Origin of the sequence: Levilactobacillus lanxiensis (assembly GCF_016861655.1) — a bacterium.
GTDB classification, from domain to species: Bacteria; Bacillota; Bacilli; order Lactobacillales; family Lactobacillaceae; genus Levilactobacillus; species Levilactobacillus lanxiensis.
In genome coordinates this window covers 65,251-83,214 of the sequence record NZ_BOLN01000002.1, presented here as the reverse complement: position 1 = coordinate 83,214, position 17,964 = coordinate 65,251, and the positions used below count along the sequence as shown (strand labels likewise).

At 52.8% G+C, this 17,964-nt stretch carries 13 protein-coding genes; 8 read left to right on the top strand and 5 right to left on the bottom strand.

Going from position 1 to position 17,964, the window contains the following annotated elements:
- Positions 1-546 precede the first annotated feature (546 nt).
- The 6 genes from JUF22_RS02395 (at position 547) to JUF22_RS02370 (ending at position 6,828) form a co-directional block, all read left to right on the top strand.
- Positions 547-1,449 (top strand): DegV family protein, encoded by a 903-nt coding sequence (locus JUF22_RS02395; protein ID WP_203642927.1) that lies wholly within the window; start codon positions 547-549, stop codon positions 1,447-1,449.
- 1,143 nt (positions 1,450-2,592) lie between these two features.
- Positions 2,593-3,561, top strand: coding sequence for an ABC transporter substrate-binding protein (locus JUF22_RS02390; RefSeq protein ID WP_203642926.1), 969 nt, complete (start codon positions 2,593-2,595; stop codon positions 3,559-3,561).
- A gap of 17 nt (positions 3,562-3,578) precedes the next feature.
- Positions 3,579-4,550, top strand: a complete 972-nt coding sequence (locus tag JUF22_RS02385; protein WP_203642925.1) for an ABC transporter permease — start codon at positions 3,579-3,581, stop codon at positions 4,548-4,550.
- Positions 4,477-5,250, top strand: a complete 774-nt coding sequence (locus tag JUF22_RS02380) for an ABC transporter ATP-binding protein (protein WP_203642924.1) — start codon at positions 4,477-4,479, stop codon at positions 5,248-5,250. The genes JUF22_RS02385 and JUF22_RS02380 overlap by 74 nt, the downstream gene beginning before the upstream one ends.
- Positions 5,251-6,175: 925 nt before the next feature.
- Complete coding sequence (locus JUF22_RS02375; protein ID WP_203642921.1) at positions 6,176-6,529, top strand: type II toxin-antitoxin system RelE/ParE family toxin; 354 nt, start codon at positions 6,176-6,178, stop codon at positions 6,527-6,529.
- The gene (locus JUF22_RS02370) at positions 6,526-6,828 is read left to right on the top strand and encodes a helix-turn-helix transcriptional regulator (protein ID WP_203637517.1); all 303 of its coding nucleotides are present in this window, start codon (positions 6,526-6,528) and stop codon (positions 6,826-6,828) included. Before JUF22_RS02375 ends, JUF22_RS02370 begins: the two co-directional genes overlap by 4 nt.
- Positions 6,829-6,902: 74 nt before the next feature.
- On the opposite strand, the gene JUF22_RS02365 is transcribed toward JUF22_RS02370, so the two are convergent.
- Together JUF22_RS02365 and JUF22_RS02360 are read right to left on the bottom strand one after the other, a co-directional pair.
- Positions 6,903-7,604: a CPBP family intramembrane glutamic endopeptidase gene (locus JUF22_RS02365; RefSeq protein WP_203642920.1), complete on the bottom strand. Its 702-nt coding sequence runs from the start codon at positions 7,602-7,604 to the stop codon at positions 6,903-6,905.
- Positions 7,605-7,620: 16 nt separating this feature from the next.
- Positions 7,621-8,004, bottom strand: a complete 384-nt coding sequence (locus JUF22_RS02360; RefSeq protein WP_125765931.1) for a VOC family protein — start codon at positions 8,002-8,004, stop codon at positions 7,621-7,623.
- A gap of 860 nt (positions 8,005-8,864) precedes the next feature.
- Here JUF22_RS02360 and JUF22_RS02355 point away from each other — a divergent pair.
- Positions 8,865-10,418, top strand: coding sequence for an ABC-F family ATP-binding cassette domain-containing protein (locus JUF22_RS02355; protein ID WP_203642919.1), 1,554 nt, complete (start codon positions 8,865-8,867; stop codon positions 10,416-10,418).
- Positions 10,419-10,517: 99 nt separating this feature from the next.
- Entirely contained in the window at positions 10,518-11,114 is a 597-nt protein-coding gene (locus tag JUF22_RS02350) for a L,D-transpeptidase (protein ID WP_203642918.1), read from the top strand.
- Between the two features lie 118 nt (positions 11,115-11,232).
- Here the strand turns inward: JUF22_RS02350 and JUF22_RS02345 are convergent, their stop codons facing one another.
- The 3 genes from JUF22_RS02345 to JUF22_RS02335 form a co-directional block, all read right to left on the bottom strand.
- Positions 11,233-12,144 carry a proline-specific peptidase family protein gene (locus JUF22_RS02345; protein WP_125765934.1) on the bottom strand — a complete coding sequence of 304 codons (912 nt, stop codon included), beginning with the start codon at positions 12,142-12,144 and terminating at the stop codon, positions 11,233-11,235.
- 695 nt (positions 12,145-12,839) lie between these two features.
- Positions 12,840-15,284 (bottom strand): Xaa-Pro dipeptidyl-peptidase, encoded by a 2,445-nt coding sequence (locus JUF22_RS02340; RefSeq protein ID WP_203642917.1) that lies wholly within the window; start codon positions 15,282-15,284, stop codon positions 12,840-12,842.
- A gap of 653 nt (positions 15,285-15,937) precedes the next feature.
- Entirely contained in the window at positions 15,938-17,332 is a 1,395-nt protein-coding gene (locus JUF22_RS02335) for an APC family permease (RefSeq protein ID WP_203642915.1), read from the bottom strand.
- Positions 17,333-17,964: the final 632 nt, after the last annotated feature.

The following is a 17,964-nucleotide window of genomic DNA, read 5'->3' as shown; positions in this document are numbered from 1 at the left end:
TTGTGTTAGACATTTGCATTAACTTTTCCTTCTTTCCGTTGTTTGAATAATTTTAGTTTACGGCAACGCTTAAAAGGCGTCAACCTTAATTTTCATTTTTTTACAAATTGGTTTGGACCAACAGGCCGACCGTCGTTCCCGGCGGCGAATTCAAGTATCCCTGCTGTGGGGTCGGTGCCAGCCTGAGGGGCGGTCTGCCACCTCGACTTTTAGCCAAAGAGCGGTCTCAAAGGTCGCCCCATGTTCTAAGCTGAGAGTAGCCCGCTCAGCTAAGAACATCGACACAGCCGGGAAACTTGATTCGCCTCTGGTCACTGAGGTTGGCCGTGTTGGTTGTCACATCTTTTTCTGATGAGGGACTATAGGATTTAGATACGGTCATAAGTTGTTCAGCGTAAAGAGAGGTGTGTAAGAGACAGGTAGAAGAATCATTGCCCGGAAATCACAAACTTTGGCGTTGGGTGGCGCTGATTTTTGGTATACTGGACGATAACAGTTGCGGGGGATGCATACCCTCGAATGAAACGACACAAGGAGGCTGCATCAATGAAAATTGCAGTTCTAACGGATACGTCTGCCGGCATGGACTTTGACGAGGCGGCGGAGCGCCAGGTGACGCTCTTGGCCGCGCCAATTATGTTTGGCAACCGGCAGTACCACGAGTATCAAGACCTGAGCACGGCCGATTACTACCGCTTGATGCGGCTGGCCAAATCGAAAAAAATGGTGCCGACCGCGCCGCAGGTTTCCATGAAGACCGTGAAGGCGACCTGTGATGCCTTGGCTGAAACGGGCGTGACCGACGTCATCGTGATTGGACCCTCACTCGGGATTTCCGGGCTGGTGAACACGTTAGCCGCTTACGTTGAAAATATTACCAGTGTCCACGTTTGGCCGTGGGACTCTCGCGGCATCCTCACGACGATGGGGGACCAGGTGCGCCTGGCCGCTGAACTGGTCGCGAAGGGGTACGCAGTCAAGGAAGTCTTCGCCCAGCTCACCAAGCTGCGGGCAACCGCGCACAGTGTGTTTGTGGTGGATTCCATCAAGCCGCTGTTACGCACGGGGGAAGTCAATCCCAGCCACAGTCCCGGCAGTACGCCCTTGTTGGCGGGCAAGCCCATCCTGATTTTTGATCCATCCGGTAAAATGCGGGTGGCAGGGAGTGCCTTGCGGTTGAAGGGCGCCATGGCAGACTTCCTGGACGACCTGGCCGCTGACTTGGCGGGGGCCGACCCGGTTAAGGCGACGGTGTTAAATGCCGACCAACCGGAAGCCACGCAACGCTGGCTCGCTGGTGCGCAGAAGCGGTTCCCGACGGTTAAATTTGATGTGGCCTTGATTGGGCCTAGTTTTGGGGTGCATGTTGGGGATGGGGCGATGGGCTTGGCTTGGTGCCAGGACTACCGCAGCCTCCTCACCCTCGAACCAAACGTCAGCGAACTTTAGGGTTAAACTTGTGTTTTTGTTTGCGCCTCCGGGCTGGTGAAAACTGGGCCTGGTCGCTTCCGTTCCCGGCGGCGGATTCAAAGTGCCCGGCTATGGGGCCGGTTACAGCCAAAGGGCGGGCTTCCACCTCAACTTTGAGCCAGAGTGCGGTCTCAAAGGTTGTCCCATGGGCTAAGCTGAGTGGGAAACCTCAGCTAAGACCATCGACACAGCCGGTCACTTTGATCTGCCTCTGGTCACTTCCACGACCGGCCCAGTTTTCCCAGCCCTGCGGCTAACACTGGTTTAGCCCTACAGTTGCGGTGGACGTTTGTGTTGGTTGGCGTTCTGTCGTGATTGATGGTCAGTTTCTTTTTGGCCGTCAATGTTATAGAGAGAGTCGTCCTATTTCAATTACAGATTGGACAAGTTTGACCAGTAAAACCTATTCCACACACACTCACAGAATGACCAGGCCACCAACTTAGTAATTGTCAGAAATCTCATTTTCGGGTTGAACGTTGTTTAGCCGCAGGGAGACTGCCAATGGACTCAGCATCCCAGAGACCGCCTTTTGGCTCTGGGTGTCCGCCCACAGCGTCACGGTCCATTGGCAGTCTCCCGGAGGGCGAGGGCAACGACTACACAATCCGAAAATGAGAATTAAATTAAAATTCAGGGTTGACAGTCTTATTTTTTCATGGTTAACTGAGAGAGTAAATTGATAAATGAAAGGGATTTTGCCATTATGAAACTCAATAGCCTAACTCATTTAAATAACCAATTTGCCTTTAGCTTTTTCTTTAGATAGCGTTTGTATTCACCTCGTTGGATACGAACGCGCCGCTCAATTGCGTTTGTATCTATCGAATAGCTAAAGTTTTTCAGCATGAACTTAGCGCCAGATAGATACGGGTATAATCTATCTGGAGAAAATATATCGGGCCCGATATCACCAGGTAGATTCTACTCAGAATCTATCTGGTGTTTTTTGTTTTCCCGGAGGTCTTTTTCCGAGAAACGGTGACATCCCTGGACGCAGGGCGTGTCATCTTGCTGGCAGATTGGTTAAATTTACCAATTAAAGGATCAGTCAATCGTTGACCGGTGACAGTTATACCGGCCCGAAAATAAAAGCACCATCATACCTTGGAGGAATCGATTATGAAGAAATTATTAGTTAGCAGTTTAGCTTTAATGGGATTGGGTCTCGTCTTAGCCGGGTGCTCCAGCAAGTCCAGTGCCGACAAGAGCAGCTTGAACGTCGGGATTTTACAGGTCGTGCAACATGGTTCGCTGGATGAGGCGCGGCAAGGCTTCAAGGCCGGCCTGAAGGCAGAACTCAAGGCCCACGGCAAATCAACCAAGGTGACCTACCACTACTTAAACGCGCAGGGTGACCAATCGAACCTGAACACCATGAGCCAACAATTGGTTCAACAAAAGAATGACTTACTGTTGGGCATCGCAACGCCAGCCGCTCAGGCTTTAGCCAAGAAGACCACGACTACGCCAACGTTGGTGACCGCCGTGACCGATTTGAAAGCCGCTGGGTTGGTCAAATCCGACGATAAGCCGCAGACCAATGTCAGTGGGACCAGCGATTTGACCCCAGTTGGCCTCCAGCTGAAATTGTTGGCTAGCATGACCAAGGGCAACCAACCGCTCGGCATCATGTACAACTCATCCGAAGAAAATTCCGTGCTCCAGGTCAAGTTGGCTAAGGCTTACGCTAAGAAGCACAATTTGAAATTAAAGATCGTCAGTGCTACCAGCACCAACGATGTTTCCAGCGTCCTGGCAGGGCTGACCGGCAAGATTTCCGGCCTGTACTTACCAACCGACAACCTGATGGCCAGCGCCATGAAGACCATCGGTGCCAAGGCCAAGGCGGCCAAGTTGCCCGTTGTTACCGGCTCAATTGAAATGGCCGAAGATGGCGGCACCGCGACTTACGGCCTGAACTACTACGACTTGGGCAAGCAGACTGGGAAGATGGCCTACAACGTTTTGGAAAAGAACCAAAAGCCCCAGAACATGGCCGTTCAAACCGCGAAGAAGCTGCACCTGTACGTCAATAAAGCCAACACGAAAGCCATTGGCCTACAAACTAGTCAAATCAAAGAACCTTAAGAAAGGGGCAACCAGTTATGTTAATCACCAGTATTGGACAGGGACTATTGTGGGCACCACTCGTTATCGGGGTGTTCTTAACGTTCCGGATTCTCGATATCCCCGATTTAACCACGGAAGGCAGCTTCCCACTGGGGGCCGCCGTGACCGTTAGCGCCATGATCAGCGGGCAATCCGCCGTGGTCGCTAGCTTACTGGGCTTCCTCGCCGGCTGTGTGGCCGGTTGGGTCACCGGGGTGCTCGACACCAAGCTCCACATGCCATCCCTGCTCGCTGGGATTTTAACCATGACCGGCCTGTACTCCGTGAACATGCACGTGATGGGCAAGTCGAACGTGCCGTTGTTAAATCAAAAAGTGTTGACCAACTATCTGCCAGCCACGTGGTCGGTCGACCTGCAGACGATTATCGTTGGGGCGGTCGTGACCGGTGTCGTGATTGCCGTGCTCATTTGGCTCTTCAAGACGCGGCTGGGCCTATCACTGATGGCGACCGGGGATAATCCCGCCATGAGTGCGGCCAACGGCATTTACACCGACCGGATGGTGATTCTGGGTTACATGGTCTCCAACGGCTGCATCGCATTGTCCGGGGCCCTGATCGCCCAGAGCAACGGCTATGCCGACATTGGCATGGGAATCGGGACCATCGTGATTGGCCTGGCGTCCGTTCTGGTGGGGGAAATCTTCCTCCACGGGCGGCAGATGTGGGTCCGTTTGACGGGCATGGTCCTCGGCGCCATCATCTACCGGTTCCTCTTAACGGTCGCGATGGGCCTGGGCTTCCCGGTCGACGATTTGAAAATTCTCTCCGCAGGCATCTTGGTCGTGGTCATTTGCCTGCCCATCCTGCGGACCAAGTACCGGACGCGTCAACAGTTGAAACGTTACCTCAAACAGATTGGAGCCGATGAACATGAAGCAGAATCAACCAGCAGTCTTAACCGTCAAGCATCTCCAGAAGGTCTTCTTTCCCGGGACAGCAAATGAACGTCACGTCCTGAAAAATGTCAGCCTGACGATTGAACCGGGCGATTTCGTCGCTGTCATCGGGAACAACGGGGCAGGGAAGTCGACGCTGCTCAACACGATTGCCGGAACGTTACCTGCCGATGCCGGGGAGTTGACCCTGGCCGGCCACAACGTGACTAAGAAATCCGTGGCGTACCGGGCTAAATGGCTGTCACGGGTTTTCCAGGACCCCAAGTTGGGCACGGCGGGGGAACTGAGCGTGGCCCAGAACCTGACGCTGGCGCAACAACACACCGGCAGTATGAGTCTCGGTCGGTATCGCAAGGCCAGTCAAGAAGCCACGTATCGCGAGCTGTTACAGTCCCTGAATATGGGACTCGAGGACCGCTTGACGACGCAGGTCAAATACTTATCGGGTGGGCAACGGCAAGCGCTGTCGCTGTTGATGGCCACGTTGAGTCACCCAGATTTACTGTTGCTAGACGAACACACGGCGGCCCTGGATCCCCAGACTAGTAAAAAGGTGATGGACCTGACCCAAACGATTGTTGAAACCAACCACTTGACCACGATGATGATCACCCATAAAATGAGTGACGCCTTGACCTATGGCAATCGGTTGGTCATGGTCCAGGATGGGCAGATCAAGCTGGATGTTCGCGGGGCGGCTAAGGACGGGCTGCGGCAGGAGGAGCTCATGTCCCTCTTCGCCGACTAGCTGGCGGTCCGTGCCAGCGCCTTGTCAGCGCTCCCGACGGCAATCTTCGCTACCGCTGCTGTGGGGACCGACTGCGGCCTGAGAGGCGGTCCTCCGTCTCGCCTTGAAACCTCGCCAAAACCGCGAGTTTCCAAGGTCGTCCCATGGTGTAGGTCGAGAAAGAACCTCGACCAACGCCATCGACACAGCTGCGTCCGCAAAGTTGCCTCTGGTCGCTGACAACGGCCGCTGCACGTGGTTGTGATTATTTCGACTACACGGACGACGCCAGTTAGCTGCTGTTTAGTGGGCTTCGATTGGTGGAGGCCAGCGCTCCCGGCGGCAATCTTCGCTACCGCTGCTGTGGGGACTGACTGCGGCCTGTGGAGCGGTCCTCCGTCTCGCCTTGAAACCTCGCTGAGAAGCGCGAGTTTCCAAGGTCGTCCCATGGTGTAGGCTGAGAAAGAACCTCAGCCAACGCCATCGACACAGCTGCGTCCGCAAAGTTGCCTCTGGTCGCTGACAACGACCGCCGCATGTGGTTATGATTATTTCGACTACACGGACGACACCAGCCAGCTGCTGTTTAGTGGGCTTCAATTGGCTAGGACGATGTTCACGTGACAAGGGAACTGTGCTTAACAGATGGTGATAGTGGATAACTTGGGCAGATTTTAGGAGTTATCCACCGTTCCAAACGATTTTCTACGTGAATGATTCTTAAAAATAACGAGTTATCCCCCAAGGGGTGCGTAACTCGGTGTATAAGTAAGGCCGCTGTTGATAACTTTTCCTGGTGTAGGGGAGTTATTGACAGCGGCTTTTTATTAAAACGGACGTTCGCTTTTACAAATACAGGGAGATGGTATGCTGATGATTCAGACAGTTTTGTTTAGAGTAGGGAAAATGGGGTGTAAAATAATAGCATCAATGCTATTATACAGTTATGGGGAGTGTAAAGTTTAAGTACTATGATCAGTCGGAGTTTGCGGAATATTTAGCAGCTTTACCTAAGGGGGATGCTCAAAAGCTAGTACAAACCATTTTGCTAATCGAAAAATATGGGCTAGAAACGGCTAAACGTATGCAATGGGTTAAAAAGCTGGAGCGTAATCTTTATGAAATTCGTTCAAAGTTTGGCAGTAATATTCAACGAGCTATCTATTTTAAGGCTTATGAAGATGGGTTTATTATCACGCATGGATTTACTAAGAAAACCGATAGAACGCCAGAACGGGAAAAGCGTCGAGGCCGGCAGTTAAGAAAATTCTACTTAGAACATGGAGATGATCAGAAATGAAGTTAAAATCAATCGATGACTATGCTGATGACTTACGGCAGGAAGATCCGAACTTTGATGCGAAGCTGGCTGACGCAGAAATGAACTTGAAAATTGCGATGGGGGTTAAGAATCTGCGGGCTGAACTTGGGTTGACCCAAAAGCAGTTTGCCGAGCTGGTTGGCAAATCCACTTCGACGATTGCTCGGATTGAGACGGGCTTTGATAAGGCGAGTTCGCAGACGTTAATTGATATTGCCATCAAAACACATCGGACGTTGAATGTGCAATTTGACAAAATTGATGTTTCAATGAATTAAGAAACATTTCTAAAAAGGCTTCGACGACACACCTAGATGGGTGTGCAGTCGAAGCCTTTTCGCATAGAATTGTTTTAAATAAATGACAACAACGACAACGCATTATTTAAGAAGTGCAACGTCACGTTGTAGCGCAAGTCGCGGAATTTCAGGTACGTGTAGCCCAGCACCCAACCTAAGGCCGAGTACATGAGGAGCGTGAACGAGAAGCTCATGACGTGCATCATGCCAAAAATCAGACCGGACATGAAGACGCCAAGAAAGTTCATCACCCGGGAATTTTCGCGGAAGAAGTAGTTTAAAAAGATACCACGGAAAATCATTTCTTCGACGAATGGGGCTAACAGAATCGCGTAGGCCAAGTTCCAGAATGGTAACTGCAGGATCTGCGTGTTGAGCGCCGTTTGGTTGGCGGGACTACTCAAGACGTGGCTGTTGATCAGGAAGGTCCAGCCGAACTGAATGACCAGCATCAGGAGAAAGAGGCCAGCCAATTGCCACGAGCGTTTGGCCGTGAACGGCGTCTTGCCGATGTGGCGGGGGTTATTTTTCTTTAGCTGTTGCCAGTAGCGCCAGGTCAGAAAGGCCAGAAGGAACGCCGAGTAGATCAGCATGATGCCAATCAAGCGCGTTGCCACCTGGGGATGACTGGCCTTGCTGGTGGCCGCCTGCAGAATGAGCGAATCGGCCAGGTAAATCACGAGAAAGCCAATCCATTTTAGACTGCGAATCAGCCAACTGCCAGCGGCCGTCAGGAGTTGATTTAATTTGTTCATGAACTACGGGGACCTCCTACTTGTCGTACTTGCCGATTTCAATCAAGTTTTCGTCAGGGTCGCGGACGTAGACCGAGGTCATGGGGCCCAGGGCGCCTTCCTTGGGGAGCGGGCCGTCGACAATTTCAACGGCGTAGTTGGTCAGGTGTGAGAGGATGTTGGCCAGCGGGTCGGTCGCAATGATGGCGAAGTCGGCGCTTCCGGCCAGGGGATGCTTAGCGACTGGCAAATGAGGGGCATCGCTCTGTTGGAAATTGATTTTTTGTTTGCCAAGTTTAACGCCGCGTCGACCATTGTCAAATTCAATGATAGGCAGGTCAAAGACTTCGTGGTACCAGCGAACGGAACGTTCCTCGTCGCTAACGGTTAAGGTGATGTGATCAATGTTACGGATATTCATTCAGAGTCAGTCCTTTTTTGGTTTTTATGATTGGTTTTGTGTTTGGTGCGGAGATAGGTGTTTGCTTTCGCCTCTGGGCGGGTGAAAATAAGCCGTGACGCTGTGGGCGCCGCCCGGAGCCGAAGGGCGGTCTCCGGACTTACTTTGAGCCGAAAGTCACGTCTCAAAGATAGCAGTGGTCTAAGCGGTAAACCGCTAAGGCCACTCCCACGGCTGAGCTTATTTTCACCCGCCCTGCGGCTTACATAGATGTGACTGGCAACGAAGCGCGTCACCATAAAAGCAACTGCCTGATTGGGTGACACTCCTGTGGATGTATTTGGCAACAAGCCTGTGAATGGGAAAAGCAATCGTCCGCTCATCCAGCGGGTTGGTTAACTGGGATGTCAGCCAGCAATTGCGTGTTGGCGTTAACCACACAGCAGTCACCAGAATTGGCCTAGCAAACATCACGTGAATTCAACCACAGTCAGTGACCAGAGGCGGGTCAAATTGACCAGCTGTGTCGATGGTCTTAATAGAGTGTTTTTCTCTATTTAGAGCATGGGACAATCTTTGAGACCGAACTTTGGCTCAAAGTTGAGGTGGAAGCCCGGTTCACAGGCTGGAACCGGCCCCACAGCAGGGCAGTTTGAACCCGCCGTCGGGAACGGTCCGCCTCGACCAATTTACGAGTTAGACCCCACGCCAATTCGGGTGAATTTCACCTATTATAGCATAGAATGCGGGGGCAATCCCAGGTGGGGAAGTTGACGAACCCGGGCGTTTCGTGGTAAATTACTACCTAATATATGTTTACGATACGGCCTTGACGTTGTCGGGGCCTTTTCTGCGTGAGAGAAGAAGGGAAGGGACTACAAGTGCCATTATTAGAAGTCGACGACCTGAGCATGAGCTTCGCCGACAAGAAACTTTACGAGAACGCCAGCTTCACCTTAAACAAGGGTGAACACATGGGTGTTGTCGGGCAAAATGGTGTGGGAAAGTCCACACTGATTAAAATTATTACGGAACAAGAGCTGCCATTGACGGGCTCTGTGAAATGGCAAAAGAAAACCCACATCGGTTATTTGGACCAATACGCAGATATTCCTGAAGGTATGCAGCTGATTGATTTCCTCCATACGGCCTACGCTGACCTGTACGAAAAGAACGACCGGATGACGGCGTTGTACACGGAATACGCCGAAACCATGGAGGACAAGCTGCTCGAACGGGCCGGCCGGCTCCAAGAAGAATTGGATGCGCGAAACTTCTACGACATCGAAACCGAAATCGAACGGGTCATCTCCGGGTTAGGCCTGGACGACATTGGCCGGGACCATGAAGTGGCGAAGATGTCTGGGGGCCAACGGTCAAAGATTATCTTGGCAAAATTACTGCTGGAAAATCCCGACGTGATTCTCTTGGACGAACCGACCAACTACCTGGACGTTGCCCACATTGCGTGGTTGGAAGACTACCTGAACAACTTTGATGGGGCCGCTTTGATTGTGTCCCATGATTACGATTTCCTGCAAAACGTGACGAACTGTATCATTAACGTGGCGTTTGGACAGATCACCAAGTACCGGGGCAATTTCAAGCAAGCCATGCGCCAGCGTGACGAACGTGAAAAGGCCCAACAACGGGAATTTGACAAGCAACAGGTCGTTATCGAAAAGGCCGAACGCTTTATCCGTAAGAACAAGGCGGGGTCCAAGTCGACCATGGCCAAGTCACGGGAAAAGATGCTTAACCGGTTGGACCGGGTCGATCCACCTTCGACCAATGTGCAAGCCCACTTTGATTTCCCTTACCAGGAAACCGGGTCGCAAAACGCGCTGGTGGTGGACCAACTGTCCGTCGGTTACGACCGGCCACTGTTAAAGCCCGTCACGTTCTCCGTCACGACTGACCAAAAGGTTGGGTTGACTGGGTTTAACGGGGTCGGGAAGTCCACTCTGATCAAGTCGATTCTGGGCATCATCAAGGCCAAGGGTGGCGAGGCTCATTTCTCACCATCCGCCCGTATCAGCTACTTCAGCCAGGACCTGGTCTGGGACAACGACCAACAGACGCCGTTACAGATCATCCAAGCCAAGTACGAAAAGCTGCCACAAAAGGCCATCCGGACCAAGCTGTCCAAGTGTGGGCTGGACTCCGCTAACGCGATGAAGCCCATCGGTGAGCTATCTGGTGGGGAACAAACCAAGGTCAAGCTGGCCTTGATGGAATTTGAACCCGCTAACTTCCTGATTATGGACGAACCCACGAACCATTTGGATGACGAGACCAAGCAAGCCTTGAAGCAAGCCATCTTGAACTTCCAAGGCAATGCAATCATCGTCAGCCATGAGGCCAGTTTTTACACCGGGCTCGTCGACAAGATTTTGAACGTGGAGAAGCTGAGTTTAAAGAATTCTGCAAACTAAGTTGCATGTAGATTACGTTTTGGTAAAAGGCGTTCCTTTTTTCTGAAAAATCCGTTACAGTAGTCGTAGTTAGGAAAAATTCGAAAAGGACGGCAGAGTATGAGACGTTTTAGACAGTTACTCGTGGTTGTCGCGCTGATCATCGTTGCGGCACTTGGGGTCAACCGGGTCTTTCAGAAGATGACCGCGACTTCGCACCCGAGTCAGCAGACGACCCAGACGACGGCAAAGAAGACGGCCAAGGCCGATACCATTAATTGGCGTAAGCCGTCGGAAAGCAAGCCTTATCCCAATTTAGATAAACATCCCAACGCGTGGCTGGACGTGAATACCAGTCGGCAACGGGTGTACATTCGCGACGGCAATAACCGGGTGCTTTACACCATGTATTGCTCAACCGGGACGGGCAAGGAAAACAAGACGCCACACGGCACGTACGCCATTCAGGGGGAACGGGGGAAGTTCTTCTTTAACCAGAGTTCTGGTGAAGGAGCCAAGTACTGGGTCTCCTGGAAGGACCACGGCATCTACTTGTTCCACAGTGTGCCAACCGACCAGAACGGCAATTACATCAAGAGTGAAGCCGAGGAGTTAGGTAAGACCGCCGCTTCACACGGATGTGTCCGCCTGTCCGTGGCCGATGCCAAATGGGTCTACAATCACGTGCCTTACGGGATGAAAGTTGTTATCCACTAAGCACAAACAATATATTTCAGAGCAGTGACTCGTCAGAAATGACTGGTCACTGCTTTTTTGTCGTCGCACACAAAAATCCCGCCTAATCAGTGATTAGAGCGGGATTTTTTTATCAAACTTAAGCGTTAAAGTTATCGGATTCCACGTCGCGGATGAACGTTGCCAAGTGATCGTAGTAAACGGGTGCGTTGTCGATCATGTGGTGATGGCCACCTTCAGGCGTTGTCACGAAGCGAGAGTGGGGGATGAGTTCCGCCATCTTCTTACCCGTGGCAATTGGCATGGTTTCGTGTTCTCCAAAGGTCAACAGGGTTGGGACCTTGATTTCCTTCAAATGTTCACGGAAGTTCCATTCCTTCAGCTTACCCTTAATGACAAATTCGTTGTCACCTTGGAAGGCACCGTAAACGTCGGTTGCCATGGTGCTGATCAGGTGAGAAATGGCAGCGGGCTTCTTGCGGTCCACGTAGCCGTCGTTTAAGATGTCGACGTAGCTTTGGTACTTGGCGTCGTCGTAGTTCCCATCTTTTTCAACTTGCTTCATGTAGGCCACTTGGTCAGCCGTCAAAACTGTTTCCCGGATATGGTTGATGCTTTCAACGTATTCGTCGATGTTATCAACCATGGAGGAAATGATGGCGCCCTTTAAATGTTGGCCATACTTAGCAGCGTACATTTGAACCAAGGCGCCACCCCATGATTGGCCAATCAGGTAGAACTTGTCGATGCCCAGCTTTTGCCGAACTTCTTCAACTTCATCCAAGAAGTAATCGTAGGTCAGATACTTCTTAGCCGTTTCGGGGTCGCTATAGTCGGGTTGATCGGAGTACCAAGAACCCAATTGGTCGTACATGTGGACCTGAACGTTCAGGCCTTGAGCGGCTAATTGCTTGGCAGTGTCTTCCCAGTATTCATGGTTGCCACCAGGGCCACCGTGTAAGGCGAGCAGGTGGATGTCACCAGTGCCTTGGGTGTTGGTCCAAAGGTGGTAACCGTTGTCTAAGGTGATAATCGTGGTGCCTTGTTTCATGAGAGATTCCCCCGTTTCTAATGAGTTATTAATAGTTTATCACTAACGGTGTCATTTCTAAACACCCAACCTTCTTTGCTGGTTAAACTTGGGTGTTGATTACGCCTCCGGGCTGGTGAAAACTGGGCCGTGGCGCTGTGGGCGCGCGTCTGGAGCCGAAAGGCGGTCTCCAGACTTACTTTGAGCCTCTGAGAAGCGAGTCTCAAAGATAGCAGTTGCCTAAGCGGGGGACCCGCTAAGGCAACTCCCACGGCTGAGCCCATTTTCACCAGCCCTGCGGCTGACACGAGTTTAACCAGTATTCTGCTGGTACTGCCGGCGGGGGATGTATTTTGGTGATGCTTCCCATATATCTCCAGGTGACCTAAAAAGAGCTAACGTCATTGGCGTTAGCTCTTTAGCATTATAGATAATTTGATGGATAAGTTAATGTGAACATGAGCAACCACATCCAACATCCCATCCATACCAGCACCAACGGCCAGTGTGAGTGACCAGAGGTGGGGCAACTTGCCCAGCTGTGTCGGTGGTCTTGGCTGAAGTTTCTCATTCAGCCTAGCCCACGGGGCGAGCTTGGAAACTCGCGAACCTTAGCGAGGTTTCAAGTCGAGCTGGAAGCCCGTTCCTCAGGCTGGAACCGGCCTCACAGCAGGGCAGGTTGAACCCACCGTCGGGAACGCGCGTTACACACTAACCTAGTTTTCTGGTAAGAACGGGAGGTGCAGGGCGGAATTGCCGAGCTGGATGGAGTACTGCAAGTCCTGATTCCCGCGCACGGTCATGCCGAAGTCAGTCGCGTAGATGACCAGGCCCAGTTGGTGGCCCGCCAGCAGCCGGTAGTGCGTTGGTTGCAGCGTCACGCTGAGGTCGTAGAACTCGTTGGCCTTCAGTTCGTCGACGTGGTAGGCGTTGGTCCGATTTTGCAGGTTACGGTGGCCCTTGGTGATCATCTTAAACGGCGTGGTTGCGGCCGGTTTGAACTCACGCAGGTCGTCTTCACGCCAACGGTAACCTTCGTCCAGGGCCTTGCGCGCCAGGATAGTTGGTGAGACACCGAGGCGTTTGGCATCCCCGTAGTCGACCAGCTGGAAGCTCAGCATCCCGACCGGCTGGTTCACGGCCACGCGCAGGTCGACGGTGGGCTTCCCATCTAACAGGAGGTCGTCCGTCAAGACAGCTGATTTAAAGATTAACCGGTGATTGAACATGTCGTTGTGCTTGTCACCCAGCAAATCAGTTTGCCACTGATCGATATGGTGGGTGTATTTGTTAAATTGTTCAACGGGTAATTGGTCGTTGAAACTCGTGGCGTAGGCCAGAGGCTCGTGGGTACTTTGATCGACCAACTCATCGGCCTGCAGGTTAAAGCTGCGGGTCGGGTTGGTTGGCGCATCCCAGTCCTCGTAGGCGTGCCACGTTTCCGGCTGAACGTTGTCCTGAATGATGACGTTTGGCAACAGCGTTTCCGCTTGGTTGTCGACGCCCAGGAGCTCATGGGTCAGCCAAAGATTGACGATGTCCGTGTAGTCGATGGAACGAAAGGCATTGATGTAAATGTGTTGGCCTTGGTGCAGGATCAACTTCTTGGTGACGGGCAGGTCGCGCACGGCGTTCCACAAATTGTTGACGTTCCGTGGCTTAACGTTCCAGTCATTCAGACCGTGGACCAACAGGAGGTCCGCCTTGATATTCTTGGCGTTCTTCAGGTAGTTCCGCGCGTCCCAGAAAGAATTGTAGTTCCCGGTCGACCGGTCTTGGCCGTGGGTAATGGCGGCCAGGTCGGCTTGCCATTTGGCCTGAATCCGGTGATAGTCCCCGGCCTGAAGCTGACGGCTAAACGTTTCCTCGGCCAGCACGTCGGCGTCCTCACCTGGGAAGCCACCGGGCGCGATGACCAGCCCGCCATCACGGTAGTAGTCGTACCAGTTGGAAATGGCGGCTTCGGAAATGACCGTCTTGAGGCCTTCAACACCAGTGGTCGCGGCGGCCGTGGCCAGCGTCCCCAAGTAAGAACGGCCGGTCATGGCAACGGCGTGATTGCTCCACCAAGCGGGAATGGCCTGCGTAGCAGTGCGGCTGGTAAAGGCCGTCCGGTTACCGGCCAACCACTCGATGATGGCAATGGTCGAGGTCGTTTCCTCGGGGTCACCGGTCGTGCGGACGCCATCGGAATCCAGTGTCCCGATACCAGCGGCGTAGACCACGGCGAACCCGCGGGCCAGGAAGTAGTCGTTTAATGTGTAGGATTGTTCCCGTGCAAAGGTCTGCGCGGCTTCCTTGGTCGTAGCGGTTACGGCGCGGGGGGCGGGCAGTGGCGTGTCGTCCGGTTGGGCGGTCACGTCAGCCAGCGTGAAGTCGTTGGGCTGCTTCGGTTGCAGCGGGACGTTCACGTTGTGCATCATTTGGTCACCGGCTTCGTCGTTGGTACCTTGGTTGTAAGGACTGGCGGTGTAGAGCACGGGAACCTTGAGGCCGGCTTCCGTTTCGGCTGGGCGAATGACCTCAGCCTTTAACAGGTCGCGCTTGCCGTCGTGGTCGGTGTCCTGGGGACTTTCCACGTAAACGACTTCGCGAATCAGTTTGGTCGTATCAAAGACGGCTTGGGACTTCCCGTTAAAAATCAGGGGCTTGTCGACGTGGGCATCGTGAACGAAGGGGTCAAAGTAGCCCTTCGTGGTCAGGTGATCCAGGAAGCTCTGCCCGTTCTTGGTGTGCGTCGTTAGGAGCAGGTACCAGGCCTGCTTGAGCTCATCCAAGGTGAAGTCCGCACCGGCGTGGTCGGCCACGGGCAGTTGCATCTTGGCCATGGCAGCTAAGGGGTCGCTCAGCTTAAAGTCGAGGTCGACGGCAAATTCCAGCCGTTGTAGGGCCAGGTTGTAGAAGACCGTGACGGGGACGTTGTCGTGGTTACTGAGAAAGTCCAAGCCATCGGTGTCGGGCGTCGCCATCAGGTTACTGAGCTGTTGGGAAACCGTATCAGGCGTGGTAAATTCGGGCCAGCTCCGGTCATAGAAGTTGCAGAGCAGTTGGCTCGGGGTGGTGAGTTTTTCCGTGTGTTCGTCTAAGAAATGAATTCGTTGAAGTTCGTCTAGGGCCTGAGCGGGTGCTGTGGGCCGAATGGCAAATTGTTGGTTACGCATAAATATCGCCTACCTTATCAATTTTAAAAATCAACGCTTGCGTTGGTACTTACAACGGTGTGTTGTCAGCGCCTCCGGGCTGGTGAAAATGGGCCGCGTCGCGTTCGTTCCCGGCGGCGAGCTCAAGGTGCCCTGCTGTGGGGCCGGTTACAGCCTGTGAAGCGGGCTTCCACCTCAACTTTGAGCCGAAGTGCGGTCTCAAAGGTTGTCCCATGGGCTAGGCTGGGAAAATACCCCAGCCAAGGCCATCGACACAGCCGGGCACCTTGGCTCGCCTCTGGTCACTGCCACGACTGGCCCATTTTCACCAGCCCTGCGGCTCACACTGGTTTTAAGTGCCAACGAGTGATGGATAAAATGGTTAATGTTGGTGCTCAAGGGTTACATTGGTTTAGCTGTCCTGACTTCTTGGCTGGCACATGATTTATAGGATGCGTGCAACTAGAAGTTGAGATGAAACAGTTGTCTTGTGGTAAGTGTAACGCAAAGATTAATTGTTGGAACAATAAATAATTGAAGAAACCAATCAGTGGGTTAAACAGGTATAAGCCGCAAGGATGTTGAAAACTGGCCTACCAGTCCCGAGACCGTTCTTTGGCTCGGGGCGTCCGCCCATCGCCAAACCGGCCTGTTTTCAGCATCCTGGAGGCGAGTTACTCCTCTTCGTTCAATCGACTGTGACGGATGCCGTAGCTGAAGTAGATAATCAGGCCCAGTGCGAACCAGATCGATGAAGCAATCCAGGTTTCTGCGGGGAGTTGGAGCATCATGTAGAAGCACAGCAGGCCCGAGATGATGGGCAGTACCGGGTAGAAGGGCACCTTGAAGCCCGTGTTGTGGGGCATTTCTGGCAAATGACGCAGCCGGAGAATCCCAAACGAGACAAACAGGAAGGCGACCAGAGTCCCGATGTTAACCAGGTTGGTCAGCTGCGCCAGGGGCACGAAGCCACCTAACAACGCAATCACGACGGTAATCACGGCCAGACTGTGTTTGGGCGTGCCCGTCTTGTCGTCGATTTTGCCTAAGAATTTTGGCAACAGGCCGTCGCGTCCGACCGAGTAGATCAGCCGCGAGGAACTGTAGATCATAGTGACCATCATGGTAAACATCCCCGCCAGCGCACCCAGTGAAATGATACCGGACGTCCAGTTTTGGTGGACCAACGTGAGCGCAAAGGCTACGGGGTCCGCAACGTTTAGCTTGGTGTAGTGGACCATCCCGGTCAGCACGATGGCGACCAACATGTAGAGCACGGTGGCCACGATGAGCGTGCCGATAATCCCAATGGGCATGTTCTTCTTGGGGTTCTTCACTTCCGCAGCCGAGGCGGAAACCACGTCAAAGCCCAGGTAGGCAAAGAACACGGTCGAGGCCCCCCGCAGGATCCCTTTGGAGCCGAATGGTGCGAACGGTTGCCAGTTGCTAGGCTTCACGTAAAAGACACCGACGACCACAAATAAAATAATGATGGCAATTTTCACGATGACAATCGTGTTGTTGATCCGCATGGACTCGCGCATCCCCCGATTTAACAGCCAGCTGATGAAGAAGACCACCAGGATGGCAATCAGGTTGCCGTACGTGCCCCCGGCCGGATTGTAGGGGCCACTGATGGCGTTGGGCAAGTTGAGCCCGAAGCCGGCCAAGAAGGATTTGAAATAGGCCCCAAAGGCGTTGGCCACGGCGGCCACGGCCAGGACGTATTCCAAAATCAAAGCCCAGCCCAGAATCCAGCCGATGATTTCGCCGAAGACCAGGTTGCCGTAAGAATAGGCGGACCCGGCAACCGGCAAGACGGAAGCAAATTCGGCGTAGCACATGGCGGCCGTGGAACAGACGATGGCGGCAATCAGAAAGGATAAAACGATGCCAGGTCCACTGTACTGTGCGGCGATGGTGCCGGGGAGAATGAAGATCCCGGTCCCAATCACCGCCCCAATGCCGAGTGACATCAGATCCTTTGCCGTCATTGTTTTGGCAAAGTGTTGGTCACTCTTTAAGTAATTATCTAAGCGTTCGCGACGAAATATTCGCGCAAGTCCCATAAAAAGCCTCCTTATGTCGTTGAAACTGTTTGGTTTAGGTGGTCTTCTGACTCGCCTTACCGGTCAGAGAAAATGGGCCGGGACGCTGTGGGCGCACGGCCGAAGCCTGAGAGGCGGTCTTCAGCCTTACTTTGAGCCGAAGTCCACGTCTCAAAGATAGCAGTTACCTAAACGGGGAACCCGTTAAGGTAACTCCCACGGCTGAGCCCATTTTCTCTGACCTCACGGCTGACGTTGGCGGTAAAGCTAAACCGTCCGAGCTGCCTGGCCAATGCAACTGGCAGACTGGTTGGACAATTAGACTGTTGTGAATGCGGCGTCAGCAAGATTGCGCGGGTGCAGTGAGTCATGTGATTGTCTGCTAGCTGATTCATCAAAAGCTAATGTCATTTAGCCCAACTAGCGGAAACCACCTAAACCAAAACTTTCCTTATATAATGATGATACACATTGTCGCGCGCAGTTTCAGCCTTTTTTGTGATTAATTTGGGAGGCTGAGGCTGGTAGTCGCGATGATGTCTTGGATAGTGTACCGTGGTATTAAATTAAAAGTCAATGAGAGTAAGCGGTTGCTTTTGAGAAAGTCGGGTTTATTTTACCCATTCTGAGTGGTTTCGATTTAAAATAGAAGG

What these genes read in the sequence shown, in the direction of transcription:
- JUF22_RS02395 (WP_203642927.1), top strand. Translation starts at nt 547, where the DNA reads ATGAAAATTGCAGTTCTAACGGATACGTCTGCCGGCATGGACTTTGAC.
- JUF22_RS02390 (WP_203642926.1), top strand. Translation starts at nt 2,593, where the DNA reads ATGAAGAAATTATTAGTTAGCAGTTTAGCTTTAATGGGATTGGGTCTC.
- JUF22_RS02385 (WP_203642925.1), top strand. Translation starts at nt 3,579, where the DNA reads ATGTTAATCACCAGTATTGGACAGGGACTATTGTGGGCACCACTCGTT.
- JUF22_RS02380 (WP_203642924.1), top strand. Translation starts at nt 4,477, where the DNA reads ATGAAGCAGAATCAACCAGCAGTCTTAACCGTCAAGCATCTCCAGAAG.
- JUF22_RS02375 (WP_203642921.1), top strand. Translation starts at nt 6,176, where the DNA reads ATGGGGAGTGTAAAGTTTAAGTACTATGATCAGTCGGAGTTTGCGGAA.
- JUF22_RS02370 (WP_203637517.1), top strand. Translation starts at nt 6,526, where the DNA reads ATGAAGTTAAAATCAATCGATGACTATGCTGATGACTTACGGCAGGAA.
- JUF22_RS02365 (WP_203642920.1), bottom strand. Translation starts at nt 7,604, where the DNA reads ATGAACAAATTAAATCAACTCCTGACGGCCGCTGGCAGTTGGCTGATT.
- JUF22_RS02360 (WP_125765931.1), bottom strand. Translation starts at nt 8,004, where the DNA reads ATGAATATCCGTAACATTGATCACATCACCTTAACCGTTAGCGACGAG.
- JUF22_RS02350 (WP_203642918.1), top strand. Translation starts at nt 10,518, where the DNA reads ATGAGACGTTTTAGACAGTTACTCGTGGTTGTCGCGCTGATCATCGTT.
- JUF22_RS02345 (WP_125765934.1), bottom strand. Translation starts at nt 12,144, where the DNA reads ATGAAACAAGGCACCACGATTATCACCTTAGACAACGGTTACCACCTT.
- JUF22_RS02340 (WP_203642917.1), bottom strand. Translation starts at nt 15,284, where the DNA reads ATGCGTAACCAACAATTTGCCATTCGGCCCACAGCACCCGCTCAGGCC.
- JUF22_RS02335 (WP_203642915.1), bottom strand. Translation starts at nt 17,332, where the DNA reads ATGGGACTTGCGCGAATATTTCGTCGCGAACGCTTAGATAATTACTTA.